The following is a 26,458-nucleotide window of genomic DNA, read 5'->3' on the forward strand; positions in this document are numbered from 1 at the left end:
TGCCGGGCGCACATCCCGGCCTCCGCCTTCAACCCAAGCCCGCCCCATCAGAGCGAAGCGACAACCCCAATCACGCAATCAGAACTGGTAAGTAGCCGAAAGCCACAGCCGCCGCCCATCCTGGCTGTTCGTATAAAGGTTCCTATAGTTCGTCACCGCGGGCGCCCCCGGCACCGTATATGCCGTGTACTCCACAAAATCCTTGTTGAACAGGTTGTACAACGCCGCGTTGACCGGCCTCGTCCATATTGATGGACTGGCCAAACGCATCTACGCACGGTTGCAACGCGCATAAACGCGCGCATGCGCCGCCCTCAATAGACATCACGCCGGTAGCGCCCGCTGCGCACCAGCTCGGCCATGGGTGCAGGGCCCAACAAACCCGTGAGGGCCATGTCCACCCCCTGCGCCATGCCCTGCAGGCTGCCGCACACGTAGACGGCCGCGCCCTGCTCCTCGACCCAGGCACGCACGCTGGCGGCCTGCGCCTGCAGCAGGTCCTGCACATAGACCTTGTGGGCCGGGTCGTCGCGCGAGAAAGCCAGGTCAAGCCGCGTGAGCACGCCAGCCGCCTGCCAGGCGGTGAGCTCGTCGCGAAAGAGGAAATCGTGCGCCGCATGGCGCTCGCCGAACAGCAGCCAGTTGGGCCCTGCCCCCTCCAACGCGCGCGCGCGCAGGTGGCTGCGCAGGCCGGCGATGCCCGTGCCATTGCCCACCAGGATCAACGGACGCGAAGCATTGTCTTCGAGCCGGAAATTGCGGTGCGCGCGCAGGCGCATTGGCACCGCTGCGCCCACCTGAGCGCCCGTGGTGAGCCAATGCGATGCCAGGCCTGGCGTGCCATCCTCGCGCGTGGCCTGGCGCACCACCAGGTGCACCCGGCCATCGCTGGCGAGCGAGGCGATCGAATACTCGCGCGGGTGCTCCATGTCGCCGGGCACGCACACCTGCACCAGGTCGCCCGACTCCCATGCAGCCGCCGCGCCAGCGGGCGGTGCCAGCTCCACCAGGTGCACGGGCGCCCCCTCGCTGCCGGGGTTCAGGTGGCTGCGCGCTGCCAGGGTCCACCGCTCGAAGGCGGGCGCCTCCCACGCAGGCAGCTCGCTCAGGCTCGACACCTGCGCCAATTGGTGCTGCCAGGCCGTGAGGGCTGCCGGCGCGCCGTTGTCCATCTCCACGCGCTCGAACAACGGTGTGGCGCCGCGCGCGCGCAGCCATGCGTCGAGCTGGCGGCCAAAGCCGCAGAAGTGGGCGTACTGGCGGTCGCCCAGCGCCAGCAGGCCGTACTGCAGTTGCGACAGGTCTGGGGCACTGTCTTCGCTCGCCCCCATACACGCCTGCTGGAAGGCCGCCGCATTGTCGGGCGCATCGCCCTCGCCGTAGGTGCTGGCCAGGAACAGCGCACGCCGGCTGCGTGCGAGCAAGGCCGCATCGAGCTTGTCGAGCGCGCACAGGTGCACGGGCTCGCCCGCCGTGTGCAACAGGCGCGCCGTCTCGCGCGCCAGTTCCTCGGCCTGGCCGGTCTGGCTGGCATACACCACCAGCAGCGGCTGCACCCCCTCGCGCGCCGATGCCAAGGCCAGGGCCTGTGCGGCCTGCGCCTGGTGCCTGCGCCGCTCGCGCAGCCAGATGGCGGCGCACAGGGCGGCGTACAGCAGCACCAAAGCGACGGCAGCGGCCAGCCGCACGGCGGGGTCGGAACCATTCATGAAAATTCGGGGAAGTGCGCAGCAAACGCCGGGCTCGCGGTCCATACCGGACCTTGTGCAGTGCGCTCACGCAGCAGCGCGGCCACCCCTTGCTCCAGAGCAAAGGCCAGGCCTGCTGCGGGCCCTAGCACGGTGAGCACCGTGGCCAGGGCATCGGCATGCATGCATTCCTGGTGCAGCACCGTCACACTGGCCAGCGCATGCACCACGGGCTCGCCAGTGCGCGGGTCTATGGTGTGCGAGTAGCGCCGGCCCCCGTGGTCAAAGGCATGCCAATGGTCGCCCGATGTAGCGATGGCCATGCCCTGGAGAGGCAGCGCCCGGGCCGAGCCCGCCTCGCCTGCCACGGCCACGCGCCAGGGCTGGCCGCCGGGGCGTGTGCCGCTGGCGCGCAGCTCGCCACCGACCTCGGCCAGAAAATCCACCCAGCCCTGCGCCTGCAGGGCCTGCACCACCAGGTCCACCGAGTAGCCCTTGGCAATGCCCGACAGATCCAGCTGCAGGCCCCCGGGCTGCAGCGCCTGCGGCCCCTCGTCGCGCAGCACCAGGCCTGCGCCCACGCTGTGCGGACGCAGGGCCTGCAGCTCCTGCGCCGAAGGCATCGTGGCGGGAGCCATGTGGTCGGCCTGCGGGTCGTGCCGGGGGCCGAAACCCCAGCGGCCCACCAGTTGCCCCACGCCCACATCGAACGCACCGCCACTGGCCACCGCCCAATGCTGCGCAGCCTGCAGCACGGTGAAGAACTCGGGCGACAGCGCATGCCAGCTGCCCGCGGGCGCGCGGTTGAAGCGGGAGACCTCCGATTCGGATTCCCAATTGCTCATCTGGCGCACGACCAGGGCCAGCGCTTCTTCTATGGCGGCGCGCACGGGTGCCAGCGGCACGAACTGCGGATTGCACAGCCGCACCGACCAGGTGGTGCCCATGGCCTCGCCGACCAGGGTCTGCAAGACAGCGGGATCGGCAGCGCGCACGGGCGCATGCGGGGCGGCATGGCCTGCCCCGCCGAACGATGCCAAGGCAGGAAGAGGCGCCGCAGCAACGGCTGCGCGCCCAAACCCCTGCCCGTACTGCACCTGGATACTCATGCGCGCCGAAACCTCAGCTGCAACAGATCAAGGCAAAACTTCGAGCGTGCCCACGTACGACAGACGGCGTTCCTTGGCCTGGGGCAGCGAGGTCTTCTCGTCCTTGGCATCGGCATCCACCCAGTACATGCCGGCGGCAGGCCAGGTCACGCTGAACTCGCCCTTGGCATCGGTGGTGGCCTTGATCTCACCGATCTTGTCGCGATAGCGGGTGGAACCGGCGATCAGCACCACTTCGAGGTTGGCGGCGGGCTTGCCGTCCACGTGGAAGGCAAACGTGGCCTTCTCACCCTTCACGAGGTCGTTGGGGTGCGTCACGGGCACCAGTTCCAGGCCCTGGCCCGTGGGCTTGATGGCGCTGGGCTTGCCCACCGTCACGAAGGTCTCGATGCGGCCGGCCGACTGCGTCACCTTCAGCTCCTGCGCGTCGGCAGGCACTTCGGCCGCGAACTTCTCGGCCGTGCCGCGCCAGCGCTTGGGCTGGCCGGCCTTGTCCTTGTAGCTGGCGTTCAGGCCGCTGCTCACCACGGCCAGGTGGTAGGTGCCGGTCTGCGTGAGGTTCAGGTCGAACACGCTGCGCAGCTTGCCGCGGTGCGAGTTTTCGGGCTTGACGGCGGAGCCATCGGGGGCCACCACCACGAGGTTGTCCAGGCCCAGCGGAAAATGGTTGAAGAAGAACAGGTCGTTGGAGACGGCGGCGTCCACCGTGATCCACTCGGCCTTGGAGAGCACGGTGGTCGATGGCAGCAGCCACACGTTGTGGGCCTGGGCCGAGAAGGCACCGCACAGCAGGGCGATGCAGGTGGCGATACGGGTCTTGAATTGCATGAAGGTACTCCGGGTATTCGTCAAAGGGTTCAGGGCTTGAGGTCGAGGGTGACCTCACCGAGCTCGCTGCTGCCCTTGGCACTGAGCTGCTGGGCCTTGGCGGCGGGCCAGGTGAAGGGAATCGTCACCAGCTCGCGGCCGCCGACCTCGCGCGAGGCCTCGACCACCAGCTTGTAGCTGCCGGCGGGCAGTGTGGCCAGTTGCTTGGTGCCTTCGTTGAAAGCCACCTGGTGCTTGCCCACGGGGCGCGTGGGGCTGGTCACGCCGTCGATGGGCGCGGTGAGCTCACGGCCCGTGCGGCGCCACCACTGGCGCAGGTCCTTGAGCCACTTGGCGCCCTCTTCGTTCTTCATCTTCACGTCGTACCAGACGGCCAGCGTCGAGGCCACCGAGTTGTCGGCCCGCTCGACCCACATCGCCACGTAGGGGCGGTGGTACTCGGCCACGTCCAGGCGCGGGATCTCCACGCCCACGCCCAGGCCGGCGGCAAACGCCGGGGCACCCAGGCATGCGCCCAGCGCTATGCTGTAGCGCAGGTGCAAATGCTTTGTCACAGGCATTCTTTTCTTCTTTCGGTTCAGTGGATAAACAGGAGCGCCAGCACCACCGGGATCACCAGCCCCATGCCCACCATGGGCCAGGTGAAGGGGCGGTTGCCCGCGTGCATCTTCAGGATGAACAGGCCGGTGACGGTGAACACCAGGCAGGCGGCAGCGAAGATGTCGATGAACCAGCTCCAGGCGGCACCGGTGTTGCGCCCCTTGTGCAGGTCGTTGAGGTAAGAGATCCAGCCCCTGTCGGTGCGCTCGTACTCGGCCTCGCCGTCGGCCAGGTTCACGCGCAGCCAGGCATCGCCGCCGGGGCGCGGCAGCGAGACATAGATTTCATCGGCCGACCACTCGGCCTCACGGCCCGCCGTGTCCAGCGACCACCGTGTGCGCGCCCAGGCCTGCAAGGCCTCGGGCAGTGGGGCACGGTCTTTCGGCGGCGCAGGCAGGGCCTTGAGCGTGGTCAGCAGTGCATCGGGTACGGGGGCCTGCTGGCTCACCACCTTGGGTTTGGACTCGATCTGCCCGGCATGGTTGAGCGTGAAGCCCGTGACGGCAAACAGCAGCATGCCGATCAGGCACATGGCCGAGCTGACCCAATGCCATTCGTGCAGCGTCTTGAGCCAGTAAGACCGGCGCCGGTTGTCCTGTGGTTTGTTCATTCCTGGAGGGGTGCGCGCGATGGAGCCTTGTCAGGCGGTGCGCCGAGTGCGAAGCCCGTATTCTAGTTTCAGAGAATGACAACCATTTGCATTTGCAAAATCTTTACTTTGCCTGGTGCAAGGAGATGGCCTGCAGCATGGCACACAAGGCTTGCAGGCACCCAATCAACAAGAATGGTTATCATTCCCTGTTTTTCAGCAGCACCGCACCGCGTACCTTCCACCACTCCATGTCCTTCCCGCTCGCGCTGACCGATCTCTACGTACAGCACCATGGCTGGCTGCGCAGTTGGCTGCAGCGGCGGCTGGGCCATGCGGGGGATGCGGCCGACTTTGCCCAGGACACCTACCTGCGCGTGATCGAATCGCGCACCGTGCTGGCCGACATCCGCGAGCCGCGCGCCTTCCTGACCACCGTGGCCAAGCGCGTGGTGGCCAACCACCTGCGCCACCGCGAGATCGAGCGCGCCTACCTCGAAACGCTGGCCCACATGCCCCAGCCCCTGGCGCCCTCGCCCGAGGAGCGCGCCATCGTGCTGGAGGCACTGCTGGAGATCGACGCCATCCTGGACGGCCTGCCGCCCAAGGTGCGCACCGCCTTCCTCTGGGCACAGCTCGACGGCATGCCCTATGCCGAGATCGCCGAGCGCATGGGGGTCTCGCTCAGCTCGGTCAAGCAGTACATGGCGCGCGCCATACGGCACTGCTACTTTCCAGGGGCAGGCGCATGAGCGCCCACCTGCCTGCACACCCCGGCACGGCCCTGCCCGCGCCTGTGGTGGATGCCGCGGTTGAGTGGCTGGTGCACCTGTGGTCCGGCACGGCCACCGCCGAGAGCCGGGCCGACTGGCAACGCTGGCGCGCCGCCCACCCGCAGCACGAGCAGGCCTGGCAACAGATCGAGGCCACCGACACACGCCTGCGCGGGCGCACGGCCGGCATGGTCACGGCCGCCACCGCCGTGACCACGCTGGCCGGACCGCCATCACCCCGCCGGCGCCATGCGCTGCGTGGCATCGGCGGCCTGGCCGTTGGGGGCGTGGCTGCGTGGTTGGGCTACGAGCAACTGCCCTGGCGCGGCTGGGGCGCCGACCTGCGCACCGCCCGGGGCGAGCAACGCAGCACCACCCTGCCGGACGGTACGCGCATCGTGCTCAACACCAGCAGCGCGCTCGACGTGCGCTACACCGCTGGCCTGCGCCGCCTGCACCTGCGCGAGGGCGAGGTGCTCATCACCACCGCACCCGATGATGCGGCCACGCCGCCGCGCCCCTTCGTGGTGGACACGCCGGCCGGACGCATCCGTGCCCTGGGCACCCGTTTCACGGTCCGGCACGATGGCATCGCCAGCGAGGTCGCCGTGTACGACGGCGCGGTGGAGCTGAGCCCCCTGGACAGGCCGGACGCCACCGTGCGTGTCGACGCAGGCCAATCGGCCCGGCTCGCATCCGGTGCCGCCACCGCCCTCAGTGCCGGCGCAGCGGACCCGGCCTGGGCCGAGGGCGTGCTGGTAGCTTCCGACATGCGCCTCTCGGACTTCGTGGCCGAGCTGCGGCGCTACCGCAGCGGCGTGATCAGCCTGGCACCCGAGGTGGCGCACCTGCGCCTGTCGGGCGTGTTTCCGCTGGCGGACACGGACCGCATCCTGCAATCGCTGGCCCAGGTGCTGCCGGTGGAGGTGCGGGTGCCGGTGCGCTACTGGGTGCGCATAGGCCCTTCGGCCTGAGCGCCGGTGCGCAGCGGCAGGCGTGCCGGCCTGTGAGAACTATTTCGCGCCCGGTCTGTACCTTTTGCGCCTTCGCGTGACAAGGAAGGGAATAGCGCATTCCACTCCTTCCACCTTCCATCCGACCACCATGCCCACCGCACCCCGGCACGCTGCTGCCCGCACGCCTTCTTCCCAGCCCCTCTTCACCCTGCGCCCCACCGCCGTGCTGGCGGCCACGCTGGCCGGCGCATGGTTCGCCGCTGTAGCCCTGCCCGCCCACGCACAGGCGCAGCAGACGGCGCAGGCCAGCCGCAGCGCCAGCTACAGCATCCCCGCCGGCCCGCTGGAGCCCGCGTTGACATCCTTCGCCAAGGCATCGGGCGTGCTGCTGGCCTACACGCCGGACCTGGTCCACGGCCGCAGCAGCCCGGGCCTGCAGGGCAGCCACACCGCGCCGCAAGCGCTGGCCGCCCTGCTGGTGGGCACCGGCCTGTCTGCCGTGGTGGCCGACAACGGCACCTACACCCTGCGCCGCGCCCCAACCCCCACCCAACCGCCCGGCGCAGCGGCACCCGCCGGCAGCGTCACCCTGTCCGAAGTGCGCGTGACGGCCGAGGCACCGCGCAACGATGCCACCACCGAGGGCACGGGCAGCTACACCGCACGCGGCCCGAGCGGCACGGCCACGGGCCTGGCCCTCTCGCTGCGCGAAACACCGCAGTCCGTCAGCGTGATGACGCGCCAGCGCATGGACGACTTCAAGCTCGAGACGCTGACCGACGTGATGGAGCAGACGCCCGGCATCAGCACCTACCGCCAGGGCAATGCCACCGACTTCCAGGCGCGCGGCTCCAGCGTCAACCTGCAGACCGATGGCGTGCGCCAGCTCACCAGCGACTGGTACTACTTCACCAGCACCATGTACGCGCTGGACGACATGGCCGAGATCGACCGCATCGAGGTGCTCAAGGGCTCCTCGGGCCTGGTCAACGGCTATGGCAGCGCGGGCGCCACCGTCAACCTGGTGCGCAAGCGCCCCACCTCCGAATTCCAGGCCCATGTGGGCGCCAGCGCCGGCAGCGGGAACACCCTGCGCAGCGACGTGGACGTGGGCGGCCCGCTCAACGCCAGCGGCAGCCTGCGGGGGCGCATCGTGGCTTCGGTGTCGGATGCCGATTCGTTCCGCGACCACGAAAAGAGCAATAGCCAGATGCTGTTCGGCGCGCTGGAGGCGGACATCGCGCCGCAGACCTCGGTCAACGGCGGCTTCACCTGGCGCCGGCGCGAGCTGCGCGGCATGGGCAGCACCCAGCCCATCCAGCGCTACACCAGCACCGGCGACACCGTGGCCTGGCTGCCGCGCTCGTTCAACCCCGGCGCGCCCTGGGCCGGCTACCAGCAGGATGCACTCAATGTTTTCGGCAGCGTGGAGCACCGCTTTGCCGGCGACTGGTCGACCAAGCTGCAGTTCTCGCACCAGAGCGTGCAGATGGACGACATGCTGCTCGGCTACCTGTACGACCGCAGCAGCGTCGCCACCGCACCCTACCAGGGCATCGACAACCGCAACTGGACGGTGAACCTGGACGTGAAGGGCCCCATCGAACTCTTTGGCCGCAAGCACGAGCTGCTGATGGGCGCCGGCACGGCCCGCTACCAGGGCGAGATGCAGACCAGCAACAGCGTGCGCACGCAGCTCGCCAGCCTGGGCATGGCCTATGCCGACGGCGGTGCACAGATTCCGACGCCCGACTGGAGCCGCTACAGCTACGCGCCCAATCGCTTTTCGCGCAAGCAGCACTACGCCTATGCAGCCGGGCGCTTTCACCTGGCCGACCCGCTCAAGCTGATCACCGGCGTGCGCATCACCGACTATGCGCAACTGGACACCACCCCCTTCTGGTGGAACTACGACCTCAAGGAGCACGGCGTGGTCACGCCCTATGCAGGCCTGGTGTTCGACGTGCACCCGAATGTCTCACTGTACGGCAGCTATACCAACATCTTCGAGGCCCAGAGCGGCCAGGACGAGCAGGGCCACGCGCTTCCGCCCGAAAAGGGCGTGACCTACGAAGTCGGCGCCAAGGGCGAGTTCTTCGACAAGCGCCTGAACGCCGCCATCAGCCATTTCTGGATGAAGACCGACAACACGGCCGAAGAGACCGGCCAGCTCACCCCTTCGGGTGACATGGCCTACCGCGCCGTCACCGGAGCGACGCGACGCGGCTGGGAGGTCGAACTCTCCGGCGAGATCGCCAAAGGCTGGCAGGCCCAGGGCAGCTACGTGACCCAAAGCAGCAGCCTGACCAGCGCCAGCCAGCACCCCAGGCACCAGTTCAAGCTGGGCAGCACCTACCGCCTGGGCGGCAGCGCATTGCAGGGCCTGATGGTGGGGGCCGCCACCCGCTGGCAGAGCGAGACTTCCACCCGCAACGATGCCGCCACGCTGGCCCAGAAGTCCTACTGGCTGGTGGACCTGATGGCCCGCTACCAGGTCAACCGCCACCTGAGCGTGGGCGCCAACATCAACAACCTGTTCGACAGGAAGTACTTCTCGGGCGTCACCAACTTCAGCAGCCTGCACTACACCTGGGGGGCACCGCGCAGCTTCCACCTGAACATGCGTTACATGTTTTGAGAGGCACCCCTTGAGTCGCTTCGCGCCTTCACCCCCCTCCCGACTCGCTACGCGAGTCGGGAGNCTACGCGGCTTGGCGGCCCTTGCACGGGGCACTGGCCTTGGCTCCGCCAGTTTCATGCGCCGCAGGTAGCGCGTACCGCGGTAAGGCCCGATATTGCACCTCGCACGACGGGCATCTCAATCCATGGTCACATGCGCGTTCTTCACCACCTGCGCCATGCGGGCCAGTTCGCTGCGCATGAAGGCCGTGGATGCCTCGGGCGCCGTGAGCTTGATCTCGTAGCCCTGGGCGACCAGGGCATCGCGCGCTTCGGGCATGGCCAGGGCGTTCTTGAAGCCGTTGTACAGGCGGGCGAGTTCGGCCTTGGGAATGCCGGCGGGCGCCACTGCGGCGATCCAGCCGTCCAGGGCATAGCTGGGCAGGCCCTGCTCGGCAATGGTGGGCACGTCGGGCAGCGAGGGCACGCGGGTGGCCGTGCTCACGCCCAGGGCGCGCAGGGTGCCAGCCTTGATGTGGGCAGCGGCCGGCGCTACCGCCACCACGCCCAGCTGCACCTGCCCGCCCAGGATGTCGTTCATCAACGGTCCCATGCCCCGGTAGGGGATGTGCTTGATGTCGAGCTGCGCCTGGTCCACGAACATGGCCGCGCCCAGGTGCAGGATGGTGCCGTTGCCCGACGAGCCGTAGTTGAGCACGCCCGGTTTGGCCTTGGCCAGGGCGATCAGTTCCCTGACGTTCTTCGCCGGCAGTGCCGGGTTGGCGACCAGCACGAAGGGCGTGGCGCCGATGATGGTGATGGGCGTGATGTCCTCGATGGAGTCGAAGGGGATGTTCTTGTAGACGCTGGGGTTGACCACGTGGTTGTTGGACACCACGCCGATCACCGAGCCGTCCTTGGGTGCGCGCACCAGTTGCGTGGTGCCGGTGATGCCACCCGCGCCCGGCAGGTTCTCGATCACCACCGGCTGCCCCAGTGCCTTGGCCAGGCTGTTGCTGATGGCGCGGATGGCGCCGTCGGCCCCCGAGCCGGCCGACAGCGGCAGGATGATGCGCAAGGGCTTGTCGCCCAGTTGGGCAAGCACGAGACCTGGGGCCGCGAGGGCCGCGAGGGCTGCGGCGCCCTGCGCCAGGGCGCGGCGGCGGGAGGTGGTTATGAGGGGAAGGGTCGGCATGGTTTGTCTCCTGTGGGGGCGAACCGCCGGGGGCGCGCAGACTGCTGCTGCGCTCATGTCACCTGGCGGGGAATGGGAACTCAGGCCACTGCCGCGGCCGCCTGCAGTGCCTGCACCTGGTCGGCCGTATAGCCCAGGCCAGCGAGCAGTTCGGCGGTGTGCTGGCCCAGTTGGGGCGGGTCCATGCGCACGCCCATGCGCTGGCCATCCAGGCGCAGCGGCAGCAGCGTCACGCGCGCCGTGCTGCCAGCACGCTCGCCATCGGGCAGCGTGATGTCGGCCAGGCCGCCGGTGGCATTCAGGTGCGGGTCATCGAACAACTGCTCGGGCCGCATGATGGGCGCGAACGGCAGGCCGTGCCGCTCGAAGATGGCCGACAGCTCCTCGGCCGTGTGCAGGGCCAGGCGCTGGCGCAGGTCGGGCAGCAGGGCGCCACGGGCGCGTACGCGGTCGTTGTTGCTGGCCAGCGCCGGGTCGGCTTTGAGGTCGGCATAGCCCATGGCATCGCAGAAGGTGACCCACTGCGCATCACTCACGGCGGCCAGGAAGATCTGCCCGCCGTCCTTCACGCTGAACACGTCGTACACCGCCCAGGAGGAGATGCGCTCGGGCATGGGCGCCGCGGGCTGGCCCGTCACGGCGTACTGCATCATGTGCTGGCCGACCAGGAAGACGTTGTTCTCGAACAGGGCCGAATCCACCTCCTGCCCGCGCCCGGTGGCCGCGCGCTGCATCAGCGCCGCCATGGCACCGATGGCGCCGAACATGCCGCCCATGATGTCGTTCACACTGCTGCCCGCGCGCAGCGGGTCGCCCGGGCGACCCGTCATGTAGGCCAGGCCGCCCATCATCTGCACCACCTCGTCGAGCGCGGTGCGGTGCTCGTAGGGGCCGGGCAGAAAGCCCGCGTGGTTCACGTAGACCAAGCGTTCGTTCAGGCGCGAGAGCGCAGCGTAGTCGAGGCCGTACTTGGCCATCACCCCGGGCTTGAAGTTCTGCGCCACCACGTCGGCCGACGAAGCCAGGCGGATCGCCACCTCCAGGCCTTCGGGCCGGCGCAGGTCGAGCGCAATGCTTTTCTTGTTGCGGTTGAACATGGGAAAGAAGCCGGCACCAGCGCCCAGGAGGTGGCGCGTGCGGTCGCCGTCCACCGGTTCGACCTTGATGACCTCGGCCCCCAGGTCGGCCAGCACCATGCCGCAGGTGGGGCCCATGACCATGTGGGTGAATTCCACCACGCGCAGGCCGGCCAGGGGCAGCGCCGGGGGGGCAGAGACAGCGGATTCGAACGGAGACAGTGGGGAGTTCAGAGAAGCATTCATGGGTCAGCACGATAAACGGTCCCGCCCGAGCCGGCGGCCACGGGTCGGGAACAGGGACTGCCGCAGTCGGGCAATCCCGACATCAGCAGGCCGGCACTGCGCTGCCAACGGCCTTGCGCGCGACGATGGAATACATCAACGGCATGCGCGCAATGCCCGGCGGCATGCCCCAGCGCCGCCCGCCCAGATCCTGCATCCCCTCGAAGGCGCGCCAGCCATTCAGGTACGGGTACTCCTCCAGCGCCTCGACCTGCAGGCCGGCGCCCAGCAGCGCCGTCACCACGCGGCCAAGGCCCCAGGCGAACTCGTGGCTGGGGTGGGGGTTGGCAAACACCTCGGGCCCCGCGGTTTCCTGCCCTTCGCGCGCCTTCTGCGTCTCGCCCACGTAGTCGCCCACCCCGGCCTCGTGCACCGGTGCCTCGTTGAAGTAGTCGTAGCGCGCCTGCCACTGCGGATCGAACACCAGGGCGACAGGGTGGAACTCCACGAAGACGAAGCGCCCACCCGGGCGCAGCGCCCCGGCAATGCCGCGCGCCCAGCGCGCCAGGTCCGACAGCCAGCAGATGGTGCCGTAGGAGCTGAAAACGGTGTCGAACAGCCCACCCGGCCCTGCCGAGGCCGCCAGCCCGTCGAAGTAGTCGTACACATCGGAGCGCACGAACTCCGCTGCAATGCCGCTGGCATCGGACAGTGCCCGGGCAAAGGCAATGGCCTCGTCCGAGATGTCCACCCCCGTCACCCGGGCGCCCAGTTGGGCGATGCCCAGGCTGTCCTGCCCGGCATTGCACTGCAGGTGCAGCACGGCCTGGCCGTGCAGGTCGCCCAGCAGCGCCGTTTCTTCGGAAAACAACGGCGAGCCGCCGTTCCGCAAAAAGGCGGCCTGGTCGCCCTTGTGCTGGTTGTGGGCACGGGTGGCGGCGTTCCAGGACAGCCGGTTGGCCTCGTGCAGGTGTTTGTGTTCCATGAATTCCTCGCAAGGCAGCGCGCCTCGATGGCCGGAATGCTACCCACTTCACCCCGCCGTGGCAGCACCGCAACACTTCGCAAAAAAGACCCTTGGTTAAGGGGGTTGGCGCATATCAGTGCTGCGTTCAGAGCTATTAAACTTGTAGCAAAATCGTTTCCAAGCTATATTGACAGCGTCTTGCGGGCAGTGTCCGGCGGGCCGCCACTGTTTTCCATACACACCGCGCGAGGAGAAGCTTGCATGAGCTCCAAGGAAAATTTCGCCATCAACCAGCTGTTCGAGCGGCTGGAATGCCGCTATGCGCTGCGTGTGCTGTGGGCCCTGCGTGACGGACACCCCCAGACCTTCCGCCTGCTGCAGGACAGCGTGGGCGGCATCACCCCCAACACGCTCAACACCCGCATCAAGGAACTGCGCGAGGCCGGCCTGGTCGACCACGGCAGCGACGGCTACACCGTCACCCCCTCGGGCACCGACCTGCTCAAGCGCCTGAGCGACGTGCAGGCCTTTGCCACGCGCTGGGTGGCCAGCCGCGTGAAGAAGCCTGCCGCGTAAAATCAGGCCGTTCTACAGGGCCAGCGCCCTCCACCAACACCCATCAACCGGCGTTTTTCCGTTGCAATACAACGGCATCGCGCTACCAACTCCATAGCAAACGAGGATTTTCATGGCGTTCACCACCACCGCATCCGGCCTGCAGTACGAAGACACCACCGTGGGTGAAGGCGCAGAAGCCACCAAGGGCCAGAACGTATCGGTGCACTACACCGGCTGGCTCTACAACAACGGCGAACAAGGCGCCAAGTTCGACTCCAGCCGCGACCGCAACGACCCCTTCGAGTTCTCGCTGGGTGCCGGCATGGTCATCAAGGGCTGGGACGAAGGCGTGCAGGGCATGAAGATCGGCGGCCAGCGCACGCTGATCATCCCCGCAGCCCTGGGCTACGGCGCGCGCGGCGCCGGCGGCGTGATCCCTCCGAACGCCACGCTCAAGTTCGACGTGGAACTGCTCAAGGTCGGCCGCTGAGCCCAGCGCCTCCTGGCGACCGGAAAGACCAAGCGGCCTGCGGGCCGCTTTTTCATGGCCGGTTGTGACTGCTCTCAGTCAAAAAGCGCTTTGTCGAAGCGCGCAAACTTCGCATCCCCCACCGCCTCACGGATCTTGGGGGCCAGCGCGGCCAGGTCGGAGAAGCTGCCAGCCCCCTCCACCGCCAGGTTCAGGCGAAAGCCCCGCAGCCCCAGGCCGGCCGTGAGTTCCGTGGCAATCGGGTAGGCATCCGTGTAGCGCTGCTGGTCCGAGCGGCCGCTGCCCTTCACGGCCTCCATGGCCACCGTGGCTTCGTACGACGTGCTCGAGGCCGAAGACGCGGCATTGGCAGCTGCCACCGCCTGTCCCGTGCCCTTGGCGGCGGCTGCCGCAGCCACGGCAGCGCCTGCGCCGCTGCCGGACTGTGGCTCCAGCAGGCCCAGGGATATCATGGCCTGCACGTCGTCCTGCGTGATGCCCATGGCCGCCGTGGCCGCCAGCACCTCGCCTGTGGAGCGCTTGCCATCGAACAGAATGAAGGCGGAGCGCTGCCGCGATGTCAAACCACCCTGGCGGTCCTTGAGCGCTTCCTGCCCCGCCTGCGTTTTGACCAGAACCATGACTCTCCCCCGAAATCTTTTGAAATAGCCCACCGCAGACTGAGCACAGCCCAATCCACCGCCTCCCGCAGGAGCCGGTTTACAGGGTGTCACGTTTGCGGCGCCTTGAGAAGTCGGGTTTTTCCATGCCCCTTCGGCCTGTACCGATTTAGAGCGGCTCAGGGCCCCATCCCGCAGGCCACGGCCGCCAGGCGAAGCGCGTGGCTACATCTCCATGCGAACGCGCGGCAGCTCGGGCGCAGGCCGCGTGATGCGGCTGACCACCAGCGCCACCAGCAATCCCAGGGGCACGCCGAACACCCCGGCCGAGATGGGCTGGATGCCCAACCACAGCCCATCGGCCAGCAGCCAGGCCGGCAGCAGCGCCTTCACGGCCACCACATGCGAGAGCATGTAGTACACCGCCACGCCCAGGCCCGCCAGCATGCCCGCCACCGCCCCCTGGCGCGTGGTGCCGCGCCAGAAGATCCCGAGCACCATCACCGGCACGAAGGCCGATGCCGCCAGCGAGAACGAGGCCGACACCATGGGCAAAATCTCGGCCGGCTTGAGCGCCGCCACGAAGGCCGCCGACAGGGCCACCGCCAGCAGTGCGAACTTGGTGAGGATCACGCGCTGCTCGGGCGATGCCTCGCGGTCGGAGCCCTGGAAGTACAGGTCGCGCACCAGCGCATTGCTGATGGTGAGCAGCAGCCCGTCGGCAGTGGACAGCGCCGCCGCCAACCCGCCCGCCGCCACCAGGCCCGAAACCACGTAGGGCAGGCCGCCGAGTTCAGGCGTGGCAAGCATGATCAGATCGGCCCCGAGCCGGATCTCGCCGAACTGCACGATACCGTCGCCGTTGACGTCTTCGATCGACAGCAGCGAGCCATCCACCCGCGCCCACTGGGCCATCCAGTTGGGCAGCGCCTCGAAGCTGCTGCCCACCAGGTTGTGCATGACCTCGAACTTCACCAGCACCGCGAGCGCCGGCGCACTCAGGTACAGCAGGGCGATGAAGAACAGCGACCAGCCCACCGAGGCCCGCGCGCCCGACACCGTGGGCGAGGTGTAGTAGCGCGTGAGCAGGTGCGGCAGCCCGGCCGTGCCCACCATCAGGCAGAACATCAGTGCCATGAAGTTGCGCCGGCTCAGGTCGAACTCGCGCTGCTCCTCGGGCGTGCCATCGGGGTCGCCCGCAAAGGCCTGGCTGTGCTGTGGCAGGCCCCCGAGGGGGCGGGCGCGCTCGGTGTTCTCCTGCATCTCGCGCGTCCAGCGCTCGCGCGCGGCGGCAGGGTCGCGCGGCAGCGCCGCCAGGTCGCGGCTGGCCAGCACGATCAGGCCCACTTCGGCGTTCTGCGCGCGCAGCGTGCGGATGCGCTCACGGCCCTTTTCGCGCTCGCGCTCCAGGGCCGCTTCCACGTCCTTCAGGCGCTCCTCGAATTCCTGCGCGCGCTGGCGGTAGATCTGCACCACCTGCTGCTCGGCGGGCGAGTCCAGCAGTTGCGCCTCCAGGTCGGCGATCTTGGTGATCTGTGCACCGTACACCAGCGGCGCCAGCGGGCTGCCCAGTTGCTTGTAGGCCAGCCAGGACACGGGGATCAGAAAGGCCAGCAGCAGCACCACGTACTGCGCAACCTGCGTCCAGGTGATAGCGCGCATGCCGCCCAGGAACGAGCACAGCAGCACCCCGCCCAGGCCGAGCATGATGCCGATCTCGAACTGCACGCCCGTCAGGCGCGAGGCGATCAGCCCCACGCCGTAGATCTGCGCCACCACATAGGTGAAAGAGCACAGCACGGCGGCCAGCGCCGCGATCACACGTGGCCAGCGCCCGCCAAAGCGCACGTGGAAGAAATCAGGCACGGTGTACAGGCCCATGGCCCGAAGATGCGGCGCGATCAGCATGGCCACCAGGCAAAAGCCCCCCGTCCAGCCCAGCAGGTAGGCCAGCCCGCCGGGCTGGCCGGGCGTGCCCGCAAAGCCCTGCAGGTACAGCGCCCCCGAGAGGCTGATGAACGAGGCCGCGCTCATCCAGTCGGCGGCCGCAGCCATGCCGTTGTACATGGGCGGAATGCGCCGCCCGGCCACGTAGTATTCCTCGGGGTCCGAGGTGCGGCCATAGACGCCGATGCCGGCGTACACCATGACGGTGAGGAACAAAAAGATCGGCCCGATCCAGTGGCGCGACAGCCCCTGGTGTTCGGCCCAGGTCATGAGGGTCAGGAAGCCGAGCACCCCGGCGATGTACAGCGCCAGGATGCGGTGCAGGCGCCAGGAATAGGCTTTCTCCACCGCGCTCGGGCCGGCCCCGGACGCATTGCCGGGAGGCGCTCCTGCAGGGCCCTGCTTGCGCATGGCGTCAGGCCGCGTCCGCAGGGAACTTGCCGTCCGCTGGCAAAGCGGCTTCCAGCGCCAGGCGGCGCCGTTCGTCCTGCCGCTCGAAGCGGTTCATGGCCCAGGCATACACCACCACGATGGCAATGAACACCAGCACCGCGCCCTGGGCCTCGATCCAGTAGCCCAGCGGCCAGCCGCCCGGGATGAGGAACTGCAGATCACGTGCGAAGTAGGTGGCCACGAAGGACACCAGCACCCAGATCACCAGCAGCCCGGCCTTGAGCCACAGGTGGCGCACGTCGTGCAGGTCGGGCGGAAATGGGCCTGCGAGCTCGGGCTCGGCAGGCTTGATGGGGGAACGGGGCAGCACGGGCATCGGGTCAGCCAGGGCGCTGCATGGATTGGCGTGCCCGTGCCCGCAAGGCGTCAGCCCGCAGCCAGCTGCTGCCAGGTGGCCATCACGCTGTCGGGGTTCAGCGAGATGGAGGAGATGCCCTCGGCCGCCAGCCACTGCGCGAAGTCAGGGTGGTCGCTGGGGCCCTGGCCGCAGATACCGATGTACTTGCCCTGCGCCAGGCAGGCCTTGATGGCCTGGTGGATCAGCGCCAGCACGGCGGGGTCGCGCTCGTCGAAGTCCTGCGCCAGCAATTCCAGGCCCGAGTCGCGATCCAGGCCCAGCGTGAGCTGGGTCAGGTCGTTGGAGCCGATGGAGAAGCCGTCGAAGAACTCCAGGAAGCGCTCGGCCAGGATGGCGTTGCTCGGCACCTCGCACATCATGATGACCTTGAGGTCGTCCTTGCCGCGCTGCAGGCCATGCTGGGCCAGCAGCTGCGTCACGCGCTCGGCCTGGCCGAGGGTTCGCACGAAGGGCACCATCACCTGCACGTTGGTCAGGCCCATCTCGTTGCGCACGCGCTTCAGTGCCTCGCACTCCATCGCAAAGGCCTCGCCGAAGTCGGCGCTCAGGTAGCGCGCCGCACCGCGAAAACCCAGCATCGGGTTCTCTTCCTCAGGCTCGTAGCGACTGCCGCCGATGAGCTTTCGGTATTCATTGCTCTTGAAGTCCGACAGGCGCACGATCACCGGCTTGGGGTAGAAAGCCGCAGCGATGGTGGCCACGCCTTCGGCGACCTTGTCCACGTAGAAGGCGCGGGGGCTGGCATGGCCGCGGGCCACCGACTCCACGGCCTTCTTCAGGTCGGCGTCGATCTGCGGGTAGTCCAGTATCGCCTTGGGGTGCACGCCGATGTTGTTGTTGATGATGAACTCAAGCCGCGCCAGGCCCACGCCTTCGTTGGGCAACTGGCAGAAGTCAAAGGCCAGTTGGGGATTGCCCACGTTCATCATGATCTTGGTCTTGATGGCCGGCATCTCACCGCGCTGCACCTCGGTGACCTCGGTTTCCAGCAGGCCATCGTAGATGTGGCCGGTGTCGCCTTCGGCGCAGCTCACCGTGACCAGGGTGCCGTCCTTGAGCAGCTCGGTCGCGTCACCGCAGCCCACCACGGCCGGGATGCCCAGCTCGCGCGCGATGATGGCGGCGTGGCAGGTGCGCCCGCCGCGGTTGGTGACGATGGCGCTGGCGCGCTTCATCACCGGCTCCCAGTTGGGGTCGGTCATGTCGGTCACCAGCACGTCGCCGGGCTGCACCTTGTCCATCTCGGAGATGTTGTGCACCAGGCGCACGGGGCCGGTACCGATCTTCTGACCAATCGCGCGGCCCTCGGCCAGCACGGTGCCCTGGCCCTTGAGCTTGTAGCGCATCTCGGCCTGGCCCTTGGACTGGCTCTTCACCGTCTCGGGGCGCGCCTGCAGGATGTAAAGCAGGCCGTCGGTGCCGTCCTTGCCCCATTCGATGTCCATCGGGCGGCCATAGTGCTGCTCGATTACCAGGGCGTAGTGCGCCAGTTGCTGCACGTCGGCATCGGTCAGCGAGTAGCGGTTGCGCTGCTCGGTGGGCACGTCGGTGGTCTTGACCAGCTTGCCCGATGCGGCCTTTTCCTCGGCCGTGGAGAACACCATCTGCACCAGCTTGCTGCCCAGGTTGCGGCGGATCACGGCCTTCTTGCCGGCCTGCAGGGTGGGCTTGTGCACGTAGAACTCGTCGGGGTTCACGGCGCCCTGCACCACCGTCTCGCCCAGGCCGTAGCTGCTGGTGATGAAGACCACCTGGTCGAAGCCCGACTCGGTGTCAATGGTGAACATCACGCCCGCTGCGCCCAGATCGGAGCGCACCATGCGCTGCACGCCGGCCGACAGGGCCACCACATCGTGCGCAAAGCCCTTGTGCACCCGGTAGGAGATGGCGCGGTCGTTGTACAGGGAGGCGAACACCTCCTTCATCTTGTGCAGCACGTCGTCGATGCCCACCACGTTCAGGAAGGTCTCCTGCTGGCCGGCGAACGAGGCGTCGGGCAGGTCTTCGGCCGTGGCCGACGAGCGCACGGCAAAGCTGGCCTGCGGGTTGCCGGCGGACAGGGTGGCAAAAGCTTCGCCAATGGCTTTTTGCAGGTCGGCCGGGAAGGGCTGGGCCTCGACCATGGCGCGGATTTCGCCGCCTACCCGGGCCAGGGCGCGCACGTCCTCGGTATCGAGGCTGGCCAGCTTGGCGCTGATCTTGTCGGCCAGGCCATCGTGGGCCAGGAATTCGCGGAAGGCATGTGCCGTGGTGGCAAAACCCGTAGGGACGCGCACGCCCTCGGGCAGCTGCGAGATCATTTCGCCGAGGGAGGCGTTTTTACCGCCCACCGACTCGACATCGGTCATTCTCAGGTTTTCAAACGGTACGACCAGGGCGGTCGGGCTGAAAAGTGCAGACATGGGAAAGCTCCAGAAGTTGAAACCGGGTCGTCTGCGCGCCCGCCCCCACCAAGGGGCACCGTGGGGCGAGCGGCCATGCACTGGCTCAGGCTTTGTCGTTGTGGTTGTGTGCCGACGGCGTGCATGGTTGAGAAATTTGGATAATTGACACAATTGTAGGCCTGCCGCGCCGGGAGCACGCAGGAACCTGTTTACGATGCCTGTAGTCCTCGCACTACGATCCACCCGAACCCAAGGCGCTGCCAAAGCGACGAAAGGCCCTGCCCCTCATGCACACGCGCACCGTATTCTTCGTCTCGGACGGCACCGGCATCACGGCAGAGACCTTCGGCAATGCCATCCTGGCCCAGTTCGAGCTCAAGCCCCGCCATGTGCGCCTGCCCTTCATCGACAGCGTGGACAAGGCACACCAGACGGTGCGGCAGATCAACCACACGGCCGAGATCGAGGGCAAGAAGCCCATCGTCTTCACCACCTTGGTCAACATGGAGGTGCTGCGCGTCATCCAGGAAGGCTGCAAGGGCATGCTGCTCGACATGTTCGGCACCTTCGTGCACCCGCTGGAGGAAGAGCTCGGCATCAAGTCCCACCACCGCGTGGGCCGCTTTTCGGACGTGAGCCGTAGCAAGGAGTACACCGACCGCATCGAAGCCATCAACTTCAGCCTGGCGCACGATGACGGCCAGAGCAACCGAGACCTGGCCGGTGCCGACGTGATCCTGGTGGGCGTGAGCCGCAGCGGCAAGACCCCCACCAGCCTGTACCTGGCCATGCAGTACGGCATGAAGGCCGCCAACTACCCGCTGATCCCCGAGGATTTCGACCGCCGCCAGCTGCCGCCCGCGCTGGAGCCGCACCGCAAGAAGATCTTCGGCCTGACCATCCAGCCCGAGCGCCTGTCCGAGATCCGCAACGAGCGCCGCCCCAACTCCAGGTATGCCGACCTGGTCAACTGCCGCCACGAGGTGGCCGAGGCCGAGGCCATGATGCGCCGCGCCGGCATCCGCTGGCTGTCCACCACCACCAAGTCGATCGAAGAGATCGCCACCACCATCCTGCAGGAGATCCGGCCCGAACGGCTGGTGTATTGACGGCGGCGGGCCATGCCCGCGCCAGCCGTCAACCCCAGGAATCGGTCCAGGCCTTGAATTCGGCTGCTGCGGCAGGCGGGTTCAGGCGGGCCACCCACTGGTTCAGCACCTCGGCCGGCTCATCGCCATCCGAGACCGACACCTGCAGCAGCAGGGACTCGCGGGCGAAGGCCGGGTCTTCGCGGCGCAGGCGCTCCAGCACCTGGACCATGGTTTCGAGCAGTTGCGCACGAAAAGCCGTGAAGGCGGCATCGCCACCCTCGTCCGGCAGCGCAAGCACATGTTCACGCACCAGCGTGCACAGGTCATTGAAGGCGCCATTGGCGCCCTCCCCCTCCAGGGGCCATTCCGAGGAGCTGTAGAGGTAGAAGCTGGCCTCGTCCGGGTGGCGCGCTGTGAGTTCGCGCACCTGCGATTCGGTCAACAGGGCCGGGCAGACGGTCATGGCCCCGTCGTCGGTGTACAGGGTGAAGGCACACACGGGGTCGTGCGGGCCGCAGCGCTCGGAGATATCGGCCAGGGCCGCGCGGCTGGCCTGGGCGATGCCCTCGGCCAGCGCGGCGAAATCGAAGTCGGTGGAAGCAGGCATGCTTGCATGGTAGGCCCACCCTGGGTCGCAGGCAGACCATGCCAGCGCCACGGGGCGCCCTTTTCGTGACGCATTGCGCACCGGCTGGCGTTGGTGCCTGCTTACTTCAGCGCAAAACGCACATTCGCCGGCTTCTTGCCTGGCAGTGTCACCAGCGCCACCACCTTGGTGCCCGCCGCGACCTTGAATGTGCCCTTGGCTTCAAGCTTGCCCTCGCCGGCCGGTACCAGCACGGCCTCGGACTTTTCGGTGCCGTTGAGCAGCGTGAGCTTGGCGCCCACCCCTTCGGTCTTCACCGGCTTGCCGTGGTCAAGCAGGTGCAAGGTCAGGGTGTCGGGCCGAGCCACGAGTTCGTAGCCGATCTCGCCGGCCTCGGCCACCACGCCGCCGTGCTCGGGTTTAGGGGCATGGCTGTGCTCGCCGGCGGCAAAGGCGCTGCCAGCCAGAGTGAGTGCCAGGGCGGCCAGGAGTTGTTTGGTTGTCATGGGTGTCCTTTCAAAGGGTTGACGGGAAGAGGGGAAAAGCTCAGAACGCCTCGGCGTTCTTGTCATCGAGCAGGCGTTCGGCGTCACGGCGGCCGAACAGCCAGAACAGAGCGGGGGTGAGGAAGGTGTCGAGCAGGGTCGAGCTGATCAGCCCCGAGAAGATCACCACCGCCACCGGGTGCAATATCTCGGTTCCGGGGCGCTCGGCTTCCAGCAGCAGCGGCGCCAGCGCGAAGGCGGTGACCAGGGCCGTCATGAGCACGGGGGAGAGGCGTTCGAGCGAGCCGCGCACGATCATGGCGTGGTCGAAGTTCTCACCCTCCACGCGCATCAGGTTCAGGTAGTGGCTCACCTTCAAAATGCCGTTGCGCACCGAGATGCCCGCCAGCGTGATGAAGCCGATCAGCGCCGCCACCGACAGCGGCTGGCCCGAGATCCACAGCCCCAGCACGGCACCCACCAGCGCCAGCGGGATGTTGGCCATGATCAGCGCCGACAGCGTGGCCGAGCGGTAGCGCGTGTACAGCACCACGAACATCAGCACCAGCGAGACCACGGCCAGCATGCCCACCAGGCGGCTGGCCTCCTCCTGCGCCTGGAACTGGCCGCCCAGGGTGATGAAGTAGCCATCGGGCAGGCGCGTCTCGCCCACCACCTTGCGGATGTCGGCCACCACGTCGGACAGCGCCCGGCCCTGCGCGTTGGCCGACAGCACGATGCGGCGCTTGCCGTCGTCGCGGCTGATCTGGTTGGGGCCGTCGCCGTCCTCGATGCTGGCCAGGCGCGACAGCGGCACCCGCCCGCGCGGGGTCTCGATCATGATCTGCGCCAGGCCTTCAAGTGAGCGCGCGCTCTCGGGCAGGCGCACCACCAGCGCAAAGCGGCGGCTGCCCTCCACGATCTGCGTGACTTTCTCGCCCTCCACCAGGCCCTGCAAGGTGGCCAGCACCTGCGCGGCCGGCACGCCGTACTGGGCTGCGGCGGCATGGTCCACGCGCACGGTGATCTGCGGCGCCAGCACCTGCTTTTCCACCTCCAGGTCGGCCAGGCCGTCGATGCTGGCCAGGCGCGCGCGCAGCGCATCGGCCTGGCCGCGCAGGGTGTCGAGGTCTTCGCCAAAGAGCTTGATCGCGATCTGCGAGCGCACGCCCGAGAGCATGTGGTCGATGCGGTGCGAGATCGGCTGGCCGATGGCAATCGCCGCCGGCATCTGCGCCAGCCGGCTGCGGATGTCGGCCTGCACCTCGGCCATGCTGCGTTTCAGCTCGGCCGCGGGCAGCAGGCCCACGTCGAGTTCGCTCACGTGCACGCCCTCGGCATGTTCGTCCAGCTCGGCCCGGCCGCTGCGCCGGCCCACGTGCGTGACCTCGGGCACCTGGCGCACCAGCACCTCGGCCTGGCTGGCCAGGGCGGCCGACTCGGCCAGCGTCACGCCCGGGTTCAGGCGCATGCCGATGAGCAGCGTGCCCTCGTTGAACGGTGGCAAAAAGGTGGTCGGAAAGAACGGCACCGCCGCCACCGACAGCACCACCGCCACTGCGCTCACGGCCATGGCGATGCGCGGCCGCGCCAGCACGCCCAGCAGCCCGCTGCGGTAGCGCGCCTTGAGCCAGGCCACCACGCGCGTGTCGCCATGGTCCAGGTTCTTCATGCGTGGCAGCAGATAGAAGGCCAGCACCGGCGTGACCGTGACCGACACCAGCAGCGAGGCCACGGTGGAGACGATGAAGGCAATGCCCAGGGGCACGAACAGCCGCCCCTCGATGCCTGGCAGCGCGAACAGCGGCAGGAACACCAGCACGATGATGGCCGTGGCGTAGAGGATGCCCGAGCGCACTTCCATCGACGCGAGCTTGACCACCTCGATGGGGTGCAAGCGGTGGTTCGGGTGCTTGGCGCGGTCCATCTTCAGGCGGCGCAGCACGTTCTCCACGTCCACCACGGCATCGTCCACCAGGCCGCCGATGGCAATGGCCAAACCGCCCAGCGTCATGGTGTTGATGGACAGGCCGAAGTACTTGAACACCAGCGCCGTGATGAAGATCGACACCGGGATGGCCGTGAGCGCGATCACCGTGGGCCTGAGCGTGCCGAGGAACACGAACAAAATCACCGCCACGAACACCGAGGCGCCCATGAGCTTGCCCTGCAAGGTGGTGACCGAGGCCTCGATGAAGCTGGCCTGGCGGAAGGTGACGCGCGGCACCTCCATGCCCGCTGGCAGCGACTTCTTCAAGTCCCCAAGTGCCGCCTCGATGCTGCGCGTGAGCGCAATTGTGTCGGCCGTGGGCTGCTTCTGGATACCCAGGATCACTGCCGGCTTGCCTTCGAAGCCCGCGTCCCCGCGCTTGAGCGCGGCGGCAAACGTCACCTCGGCCACCTGGCGCAGCAGCACGGGCTGGCCGTTCCTTGCGGTGAGCGCCAGGTTCTGCAGGTCTTCCAGGCGCGAGGTGCGGCCCAGGTGGCGAATCAGGTACTCGCGCCCGTTGAGCTCCAGAAAGCCCCCCGAGGTATTGGCCGAGAAGCCCTTGAGCGCCCCTGTGAGCTGGTCGTGTGTGATGCCCAGCTCGGCCATGCGCGCCGTTTGCGGCTGCACCTGGAACTGGCGCACCTCGCCGCCGATGGGTATCACTTGCGCCACGCCGGCAATCGCCAGCAGGCGCGGGCGCAGCACCCAGTCGGCGTACTCGCGCACGGCCATGGGCGTGGTGCGCTGCACGTCGATGGGGATCGCCACCTGCATGATCTCGCCCATGATGGAGCTGATGGGCCCCATGCGCGGCGTCACGCCCACGGGCAGCCCCTCCTCCATGGACGACAGGCGCTCGGACACCATCTGGCGCGCACGGAAGATGTCCGTGCTCCAGTCGAAGGTGACGTAGATGAAGGACAGGCCCGCGCTGGAGGTGGAGCGCACGCTCCCCACGCCGGGCAGCCCGTTCATCGTGGTTTCCAGCGGGAAGGTGATGAGCTGCTCCACCTCTTCAGCGGCCATGCCGCCGGCCTCGGTCATCAGCGTGACGGTGGGCTTGTTGAGGTCGGGGAACACGTCCACCGGGGTGCGCGAGAGCGTGAAGGCGCCATAGGCCATGAGCACGCCGGCCGCGATGAGCACCAGCAGCCGGTTGGCCAGGCTGTTTTCGAGTAGCCACTTGAACATCGGATGGCTCCTAGCGGACCTGGTTGATCAGCGTGGCGCCCTGCGTGGCCACGCGGTCACCGGCCTTGAGGCCCGAGGTCACGGCCACCGAGGTGCCGTCCAGCGGCACGTAGGTGACCACGCGGGGCACGAAGCGCTCGGGCGACTCCTTGACCCAGACGATGGTCTGGTTCGCGGGGTTGCGCAGCAGCGAGGCCACGGGCACCTGCACGCCGGCGGCCTGCTCGGTGGACTGCACGAACACGCGCACGGGCTGGCCCAGGGCCAGGGTGCCCAGCACTGCCGAGTCCCCCGCAAACTGCAGCGGCAGCGCCTGGTCGCGCAGGCTGCGCGCCGCGCCCAGAAAGCGCAGCGGCACGCGCTGCCCGCCCACGGCCAGCGCGGCACCGGCCACGCTGTGGGCCTGCGCCGTGTCGTAGGCCAGGGCTTCGACGCGCAAGCGCGAAGGGTCCACCACCTCGAACACCAGTTCGCGCGCATCCACCACCTGCCCTGCCACGGCGTTGGCCGAGGCGATCACGCCCGACACGGGTGCCACCAGCGCATCGCGCGTGGACAGGCCCGCCCCCACGGCGCCCAGGCGCTGGGTGAAGCTTTGCAGCTCGCTCTCGGCCGCCTCGATGTCCTTGCGCGGCACGGTGTCCGCCAGGTCCTTCAAACGCGCCACTCGGCGCGCAGCCAGGTCGCGCGCAGCGCGCAGCTCGGCCTGCTGGGCCAACTGGTTGGAGCGCTCGATGGCTCCCGCCGTAGGCACCACATAGGCCAGCACCTCGCCCTTGCGCACTGCCTGGCCCACGCCGGGCAGGCCCTTGGGCCCTGCCTCCAGCCGGCCGGCCAGCGCGGCCTGCACCTTGCCACCGGCATTGGGGTCCATCACCACCGTGCCGGCCAGCTCGAAGGCCTTGGCATGCTGCCCTTCAGCAGCCACCAGGGTGCGCACGCCCAGCTGGCGCTGCGCGGGCTTGGGCAAAAACACGCTGCCATCGGGCTGGCGCTTGGGACCATTGCCGTCGGCGGCCGCAGGTGCGTCGCCATGGTCATGGCCTTCGCCGGCCACCGCGCCCAGAGGGGCGTACAGGCCGGCGGCCACCAGCAAGGCGGCCAGGGTACGGGTTGCAATTGAGCGCTTCATGCGGCACCTCCCACACGGGCGGCGCGGCTGCGCCGCAGACCCCACACGGCGCCCAGGGCCAGCAGCACGGCGCCCACGGCACCGGCCACCAGCGCGTTGCGCCGGCCCGCAGGCTCGGCGTGGGCATGCGCAGCGGCATGCACATCGATCTCGCCGGCCAGCAGGTCGGTCTCAGTGCCGGCCACCACAGTGGCGGTGACAGGGCTCACGCCCTCGGCCAGCGGTGCCGCCAGCGCAGCCTGGAACTCGCCCTCAGCGACGCGGGTGACGGGCACGCGCGTGCCGGCGATATCGAGCTCCAGCTGGGCCTCCTTCACGGGGCTGTTGTCACCCGCATGGTCGAGGTAGAGCGCCAGCTTTTTCCCATCGAGCACGCCCACGAGCTCGAACAGGTCGGAGGTGGCGGCAAAGCGCGGCAGGCCCGGGCCGGCCGCAGCGGCGGGAGCCTCGCCATGGTCATGGCCGGCATCGGCATGGACTGCCGGCGGCAGCAGCACCAGGGCCAGGGTGAAAAAGAGAGAACGGAGTTGCATGGTGATCACAAGAAATGGTGTCGGGGTGGATGGGGC

General features: G+C 68.2%; 23 protein-coding genes. 6 read left to right on the forward strand and 17 right to left on the reverse strand.

Annotated features, from left to right (window positions below):
- Positions 1–314: 314 nt before the first annotated feature.
- From ASE28_RS19485 to ASE28_RS19505, 5 genes are read right to left on the reverse strand one after another with little or no spacing between them, the layout of a single operon-like run.
- The gene (locus ASE28_RS19485; protein WP_057268120.1) at positions 315–1,709 is read right to left on the reverse strand and encodes a sulfite reductase subunit alpha; all 1,395 of its coding nucleotides are present in this window, start codon (positions 1,707–1,709) and stop codon (positions 315–317) included.
- Positions 1,706–2,797 (reverse strand): FAD:protein FMN transferase, encoded by a 1,092-nt coding sequence (locus ASE28_RS19490; RefSeq protein WP_057268121.1) that lies wholly within the window; start codon positions 2,795–2,797, stop codon positions 1,706–1,708. The genes ASE28_RS19485 and ASE28_RS19490 overlap by 4 nt, the downstream gene beginning before the upstream one ends.
- 27 nt (positions 2,798–2,824) lie before the next feature.
- The gene (locus ASE28_RS19495; RefSeq protein ID WP_057268122.1) at positions 2,825–3,625 is read right to left on the reverse strand and encodes a DUF4198 domain-containing protein; all 801 of its coding nucleotides are present in this window, start codon (positions 3,623–3,625) and stop codon (positions 2,825–2,827) included.
- Positions 3,626–3,654: 29 nt separating this feature from the next.
- Entirely contained in the window at positions 3,655–4,185 is a 531-nt protein-coding gene (locus ASE28_RS19500; protein ID WP_057268123.1) for a DUF2271 domain-containing protein, read from the reverse strand.
- A 17-nt stretch (positions 4,186–4,202) separates the two neighbouring features.
- A complete protein-coding gene (locus ASE28_RS19505) occupies positions 4,203–4,835 on the reverse strand; it encodes a PepSY-associated TM helix domain-containing protein (protein WP_057268124.1) in 633 nt (210 codons plus the stop codon).
- Positions 4,836–5,065: 230 nt separating this feature from the next.
- On the opposite strand from ASE28_RS19505, the gene ASE28_RS19510 reads away from it, so the two are divergent.
- The 3 genes from ASE28_RS19510 (at position 5,066) to ASE28_RS19520 (ending at position 9,181) form a co-directional block, all read left to right on the forward strand.
- On the forward strand, positions 5,066–5,566 hold the full coding sequence (locus ASE28_RS19510) for a sigma-70 family RNA polymerase sigma factor (protein WP_057268189.1): 501 nt from the start codon (positions 5,066–5,068) through the stop codon (positions 5,564–5,566).
- Positions 5,563–6,561, forward strand: a complete 999-nt coding sequence (locus ASE28_RS19515; RefSeq protein WP_057268125.1) for a FecR domain-containing protein — start codon at positions 5,563–5,565, stop codon at positions 6,559–6,561. The genes ASE28_RS19510 and ASE28_RS19515 overlap by 4 nt, the downstream gene beginning before the upstream one ends.
- 130 nt (positions 6,562–6,691) lie before the next feature.
- The gene (locus ASE28_RS19520; protein ID WP_082608166.1) at positions 6,692–9,181 is read left to right on the forward strand and encodes a TonB-dependent siderophore receptor; all 2,490 of its coding nucleotides are present in this window, start codon (positions 6,692–6,694) and stop codon (positions 9,179–9,181) included.
- A 180-nt stretch (positions 9,182–9,361) separates the two neighbouring features.
- On the opposite strand, the gene ASE28_RS19525 is transcribed toward ASE28_RS19520, so the two are convergent.
- The 3 genes from ASE28_RS19525 to ASE28_RS19535 form a co-directional block, all read right to left on the reverse strand.
- Positions 9,362–10,357 carry a tripartite tricarboxylate transporter substrate binding protein gene (locus ASE28_RS19525; RefSeq protein ID WP_157422053.1) on the reverse strand — a complete coding sequence of 332 codons (996 nt, stop codon included), beginning with the start codon at positions 10,355–10,357 and terminating at the stop codon, positions 9,362–9,364.
- A gap of 80 nt (positions 10,358–10,437) precedes the next feature.
- Positions 10,438–11,679 (reverse strand): CaiB/BaiF CoA-transferase family protein, encoded by a 1,242-nt coding sequence (locus tag ASE28_RS19530; protein WP_057268126.1) that lies wholly within the window; start codon positions 11,677–11,679, stop codon positions 10,438–10,440.
- Positions 11,680–11,761: 82 nt separating this feature from the next.
- Entirely contained in the window at positions 11,762–12,643 is an 882-nt protein-coding gene (locus tag ASE28_RS19535) for a bifunctional 2-polyprenyl-6-hydroxyphenol methylase/3-demethylubiquinol 3-O-methyltransferase UbiG (protein WP_057268127.1), read from the reverse strand.
- 243 nt (positions 12,644–12,886) lie between these two features.
- On the opposite strand from ASE28_RS19535, the gene ASE28_RS19540 reads away from it, so the two are divergent.
- Both ASE28_RS19540 and ASE28_RS19545 read left to right on the forward strand, forming a co-directional pair.
- Positions 12,887–13,201: a helix-turn-helix domain-containing protein gene (locus tag ASE28_RS19540; RefSeq protein ID WP_007857697.1), complete on the forward strand. Its 315-nt coding sequence runs from the start codon at positions 12,887–12,889 to the stop codon at positions 13,199–13,201.
- Between the two features lie 112 nt (positions 13,202–13,313).
- Positions 13,314–13,673 carry an FKBP-type peptidyl-prolyl cis-trans isomerase gene (locus tag ASE28_RS19545; RefSeq protein WP_057202373.1) on the forward strand — a complete coding sequence of 120 codons (360 nt, stop codon included), beginning with the start codon at positions 13,314–13,316 and terminating at the stop codon, positions 13,671–13,673.
- 74 nt (positions 13,674–13,747) lie between these two features.
- Here the strand turns inward: ASE28_RS19545 and ASE28_RS19550 are convergent, their stop codons facing one another.
- The 4 genes from ASE28_RS19550 to ppsA all read right to left on the reverse strand — a co-directional run bounded on the left by ASE28_RS19550 (position 13,748) and on the right by ppsA (position 19,432).
- A complete protein-coding gene (locus ASE28_RS19550) occupies positions 13,748–14,293 on the reverse strand; it encodes a hypothetical protein (RefSeq protein WP_057202371.1) in 546 nt (181 codons plus the stop codon).
- Between the two features lie 204 nt (positions 14,294–14,497).
- On the reverse strand, positions 14,498–16,630 hold the full coding sequence (locus ASE28_RS19555; RefSeq protein ID WP_235514452.1) for a VC_2705 family sodium/solute symporter: 2,133 nt from the start codon (positions 16,628–16,630) through the stop codon (positions 14,498–14,500).
- Positions 16,631–16,634: 4 nt separating this feature from the next.
- Positions 16,635–16,988 (reverse strand): DUF4212 domain-containing protein, encoded by a 354-nt coding sequence (locus ASE28_RS19560; RefSeq protein ID WP_057202367.1) that lies wholly within the window; start codon positions 16,986–16,988, stop codon positions 16,635–16,637.
- A gap of 50 nt (positions 16,989–17,038) precedes the next feature.
- Positions 17,039–19,432, reverse strand: a complete 2,394-nt coding sequence (ppsA, locus tag ASE28_RS19565; RefSeq protein WP_057268128.1) for a phosphoenolpyruvate synthase — start codon at positions 19,430–19,432, stop codon at positions 17,039–17,041.
- A 269-nt stretch (positions 19,433–19,701) separates the two neighbouring features.
- Here ppsA and ASE28_RS19570 point away from each other — a divergent pair, with 269 nt between their 5' ends.
- Positions 19,702–20,523, forward strand: a complete 822-nt coding sequence (locus ASE28_RS19570) for a pyruvate, water dikinase regulatory protein (RefSeq protein ID WP_057268129.1) — start codon at positions 19,702–19,704, stop codon at positions 20,521–20,523.
- A gap of 28 nt (positions 20,524–20,551) precedes the next feature.
- On the opposite strand, the gene ASE28_RS19575 is transcribed toward ASE28_RS19570, so the two are convergent.
- From ASE28_RS19575 to ASE28_RS19595, 5 genes are all read right to left on the reverse strand, one after another.
- A complete protein-coding gene (locus tag ASE28_RS19575) occupies positions 20,552–21,112 on the reverse strand; it encodes a DUF4303 domain-containing protein (protein WP_057202361.1) in 561 nt (186 codons plus the stop codon).
- A gap of 101 nt (positions 21,113–21,213) precedes the next feature.
- On the reverse strand, positions 21,214–21,597 hold the full coding sequence (locus ASE28_RS19580) for a hypothetical protein (RefSeq protein WP_057268130.1): 384 nt from the start codon (positions 21,595–21,597) through the stop codon (positions 21,214–21,216).
- Positions 21,598–21,637: 40 nt separating this feature from the next.
- Positions 21,638–24,757, reverse strand: a complete 3,120-nt coding sequence (locus ASE28_RS19585) for an efflux RND transporter permease subunit (protein ID WP_057268131.1) — start codon at positions 24,755–24,757, stop codon at positions 21,638–21,640.
- A 10-nt stretch (positions 24,758–24,767) separates the two neighbouring features.
- Positions 24,768–25,889 (reverse strand): efflux RND transporter periplasmic adaptor subunit, encoded by a 1,122-nt coding sequence (locus ASE28_RS19590; RefSeq protein ID WP_057202355.1) that lies wholly within the window; start codon positions 25,887–25,889, stop codon positions 24,768–24,770.
- Entirely contained in the window at positions 25,886–26,422 is a 537-nt protein-coding gene (locus ASE28_RS19595; protein ID WP_057268192.1) for a hypothetical protein, read from the reverse strand. The genes ASE28_RS19590 and ASE28_RS19595 overlap by 4 nt, the downstream gene beginning before the upstream one ends.
- Between the last annotated feature and the right edge of the window lie 36 nt (positions 26,423–26,458).

The sequence above is a fragment of the Acidovorax sp. Root219 genome (assembly GCF_001428665.1).
In the GTDB taxonomy this organism is placed as follows: Bacteria; Pseudomonadota; Gammaproteobacteria; order Burkholderiales; family Burkholderiaceae_C; genus Acidovorax.

Coding starts and splice junctions, on each gene's coding strand:
- ASE28_RS19520 (WP_082608166.1), top strand. CDS start 6,692: ATGCCCACCGCACCCCGGCACGCTGCTGCCCGCACGCCTTCTTCCCAG.
- ASE28_RS19500 (WP_057268123.1), bottom strand. CDS start 4,185: ATGCCTGTGACAAAGCATTTGCACCTGCGCTACAGCATAGCGCTGGGC.
- ASE28_RS19545 (WP_057202373.1), top strand. CDS start 13,314: ATGGCGTTCACCACCACCGCATCCGGCCTGCAGTACGAAGACACCACC.
- ASE28_RS19505 (WP_057268124.1), bottom strand. CDS start 4,835: ATGAACAAACCACAGGACAACCGGCGCCGGTCTTACTGGCTCAAGACG.
- ASE28_RS19515 (WP_057268125.1), top strand. CDS start 5,563: ATGAGCGCCCACCTGCCTGCACACCCCGGCACGGCCCTGCCCGCGCCT.
- ppsA (WP_057268128.1), bottom strand. CDS start 19,432: ATGTCTGCACTTTTCAGCCCGACCGCCCTGGTCGTACCGTTTGAAAAC.
- ASE28_RS19595 (WP_057268192.1), bottom strand. CDS start 26,422: ATGCAACTCCGTTCTCTCTTTTTCACCCTGGCCCTGGTGCTGCTGCCG.
- ASE28_RS19585 (WP_057268131.1), bottom strand. CDS start 24,757: ATGTTCAAGTGGCTACTCGAAAACAGCCTGGCCAACCGGCTGCTGGTG.
- ASE28_RS19525 (WP_157422053.1), bottom strand. CDS start 10,357: ATGCCGACCCTTCCCCTCATAACCACCTCCCGCCGCCGCGCCCTGGCG.
- ASE28_RS19570 (WP_057268129.1), top strand. CDS start 19,702: ATGCACACGCGCACCGTATTCTTCGTCTCGGACGGCACCGGCATCACG.
- ASE28_RS19490 (WP_057268121.1), bottom strand. CDS start 2,797: ATGAGTATCCAGGTGCAGTACGGGCAGGGGTTTGGGCGCGCAGCCGTT.
- ASE28_RS19495 (WP_057268122.1), bottom strand. CDS start 3,625: ATGCAATTCAAGACCCGTATCGCCACCTGCATCGCCCTGCTGTGCGGT.
- ASE28_RS19575 (WP_057202361.1), bottom strand. CDS start 21,112: ATGCCTGCTTCCACCGACTTCGATTTCGCCGCGCTGGCCGAGGGCATC.
- ASE28_RS19550 (WP_057202371.1), bottom strand. CDS start 14,293: ATGGTTCTGGTCAAAACGCAGGCGGGGCAGGAAGCGCTCAAGGACCGC.
- ASE28_RS19590 (WP_057202355.1), bottom strand. CDS start 25,889: ATGAAGCGCTCAATTGCAACCCGTACCCTGGCCGCCTTGCTGGTGGCC.
- ASE28_RS19560 (WP_057202367.1), bottom strand. CDS start 16,988: ATGCCCGTGCTGCCCCGTTCCCCCATCAAGCCTGCCGAGCCCGAGCTC.
- ASE28_RS19580 (WP_057268130.1), bottom strand. CDS start 21,597: ATGACAACCAAACAACTCCTGGCCGCCCTGGCACTCACTCTGGCTGGC.
- ASE28_RS19485 (WP_057268120.1), bottom strand. CDS start 1,709: ATGAATGGTTCCGACCCCGCCGTGCGGCTGGCCGCTGCCGTCGCTTTG.
- ASE28_RS19510 (WP_057268189.1), top strand. CDS start 5,066: ATGTCCTTCCCGCTCGCGCTGACCGATCTCTACGTACAGCACCATGGC.
- ASE28_RS19530 (WP_057268126.1), bottom strand. CDS start 11,679: ATGAATGCTTCTCTGAACTCCCCACTGTCTCCGTTCGAATCCGCTGTC.
- ASE28_RS19535 (WP_057268127.1), bottom strand. CDS start 12,643: ATGGAACACAAACACCTGCACGAGGCCAACCGGCTGTCCTGGAACGCC.
- ASE28_RS19555 (WP_235514452.1), bottom strand. CDS start 16,630: ATGCGCAAGCAGGGCCCTGCAGGAGCGCCTCCCGGCAATGCGTCCGGG.
- ASE28_RS19540 (WP_007857697.1), top strand. CDS start 12,887: ATGAGCTCCAAGGAAAATTTCGCCATCAACCAGCTGTTCGAGCGGCTG.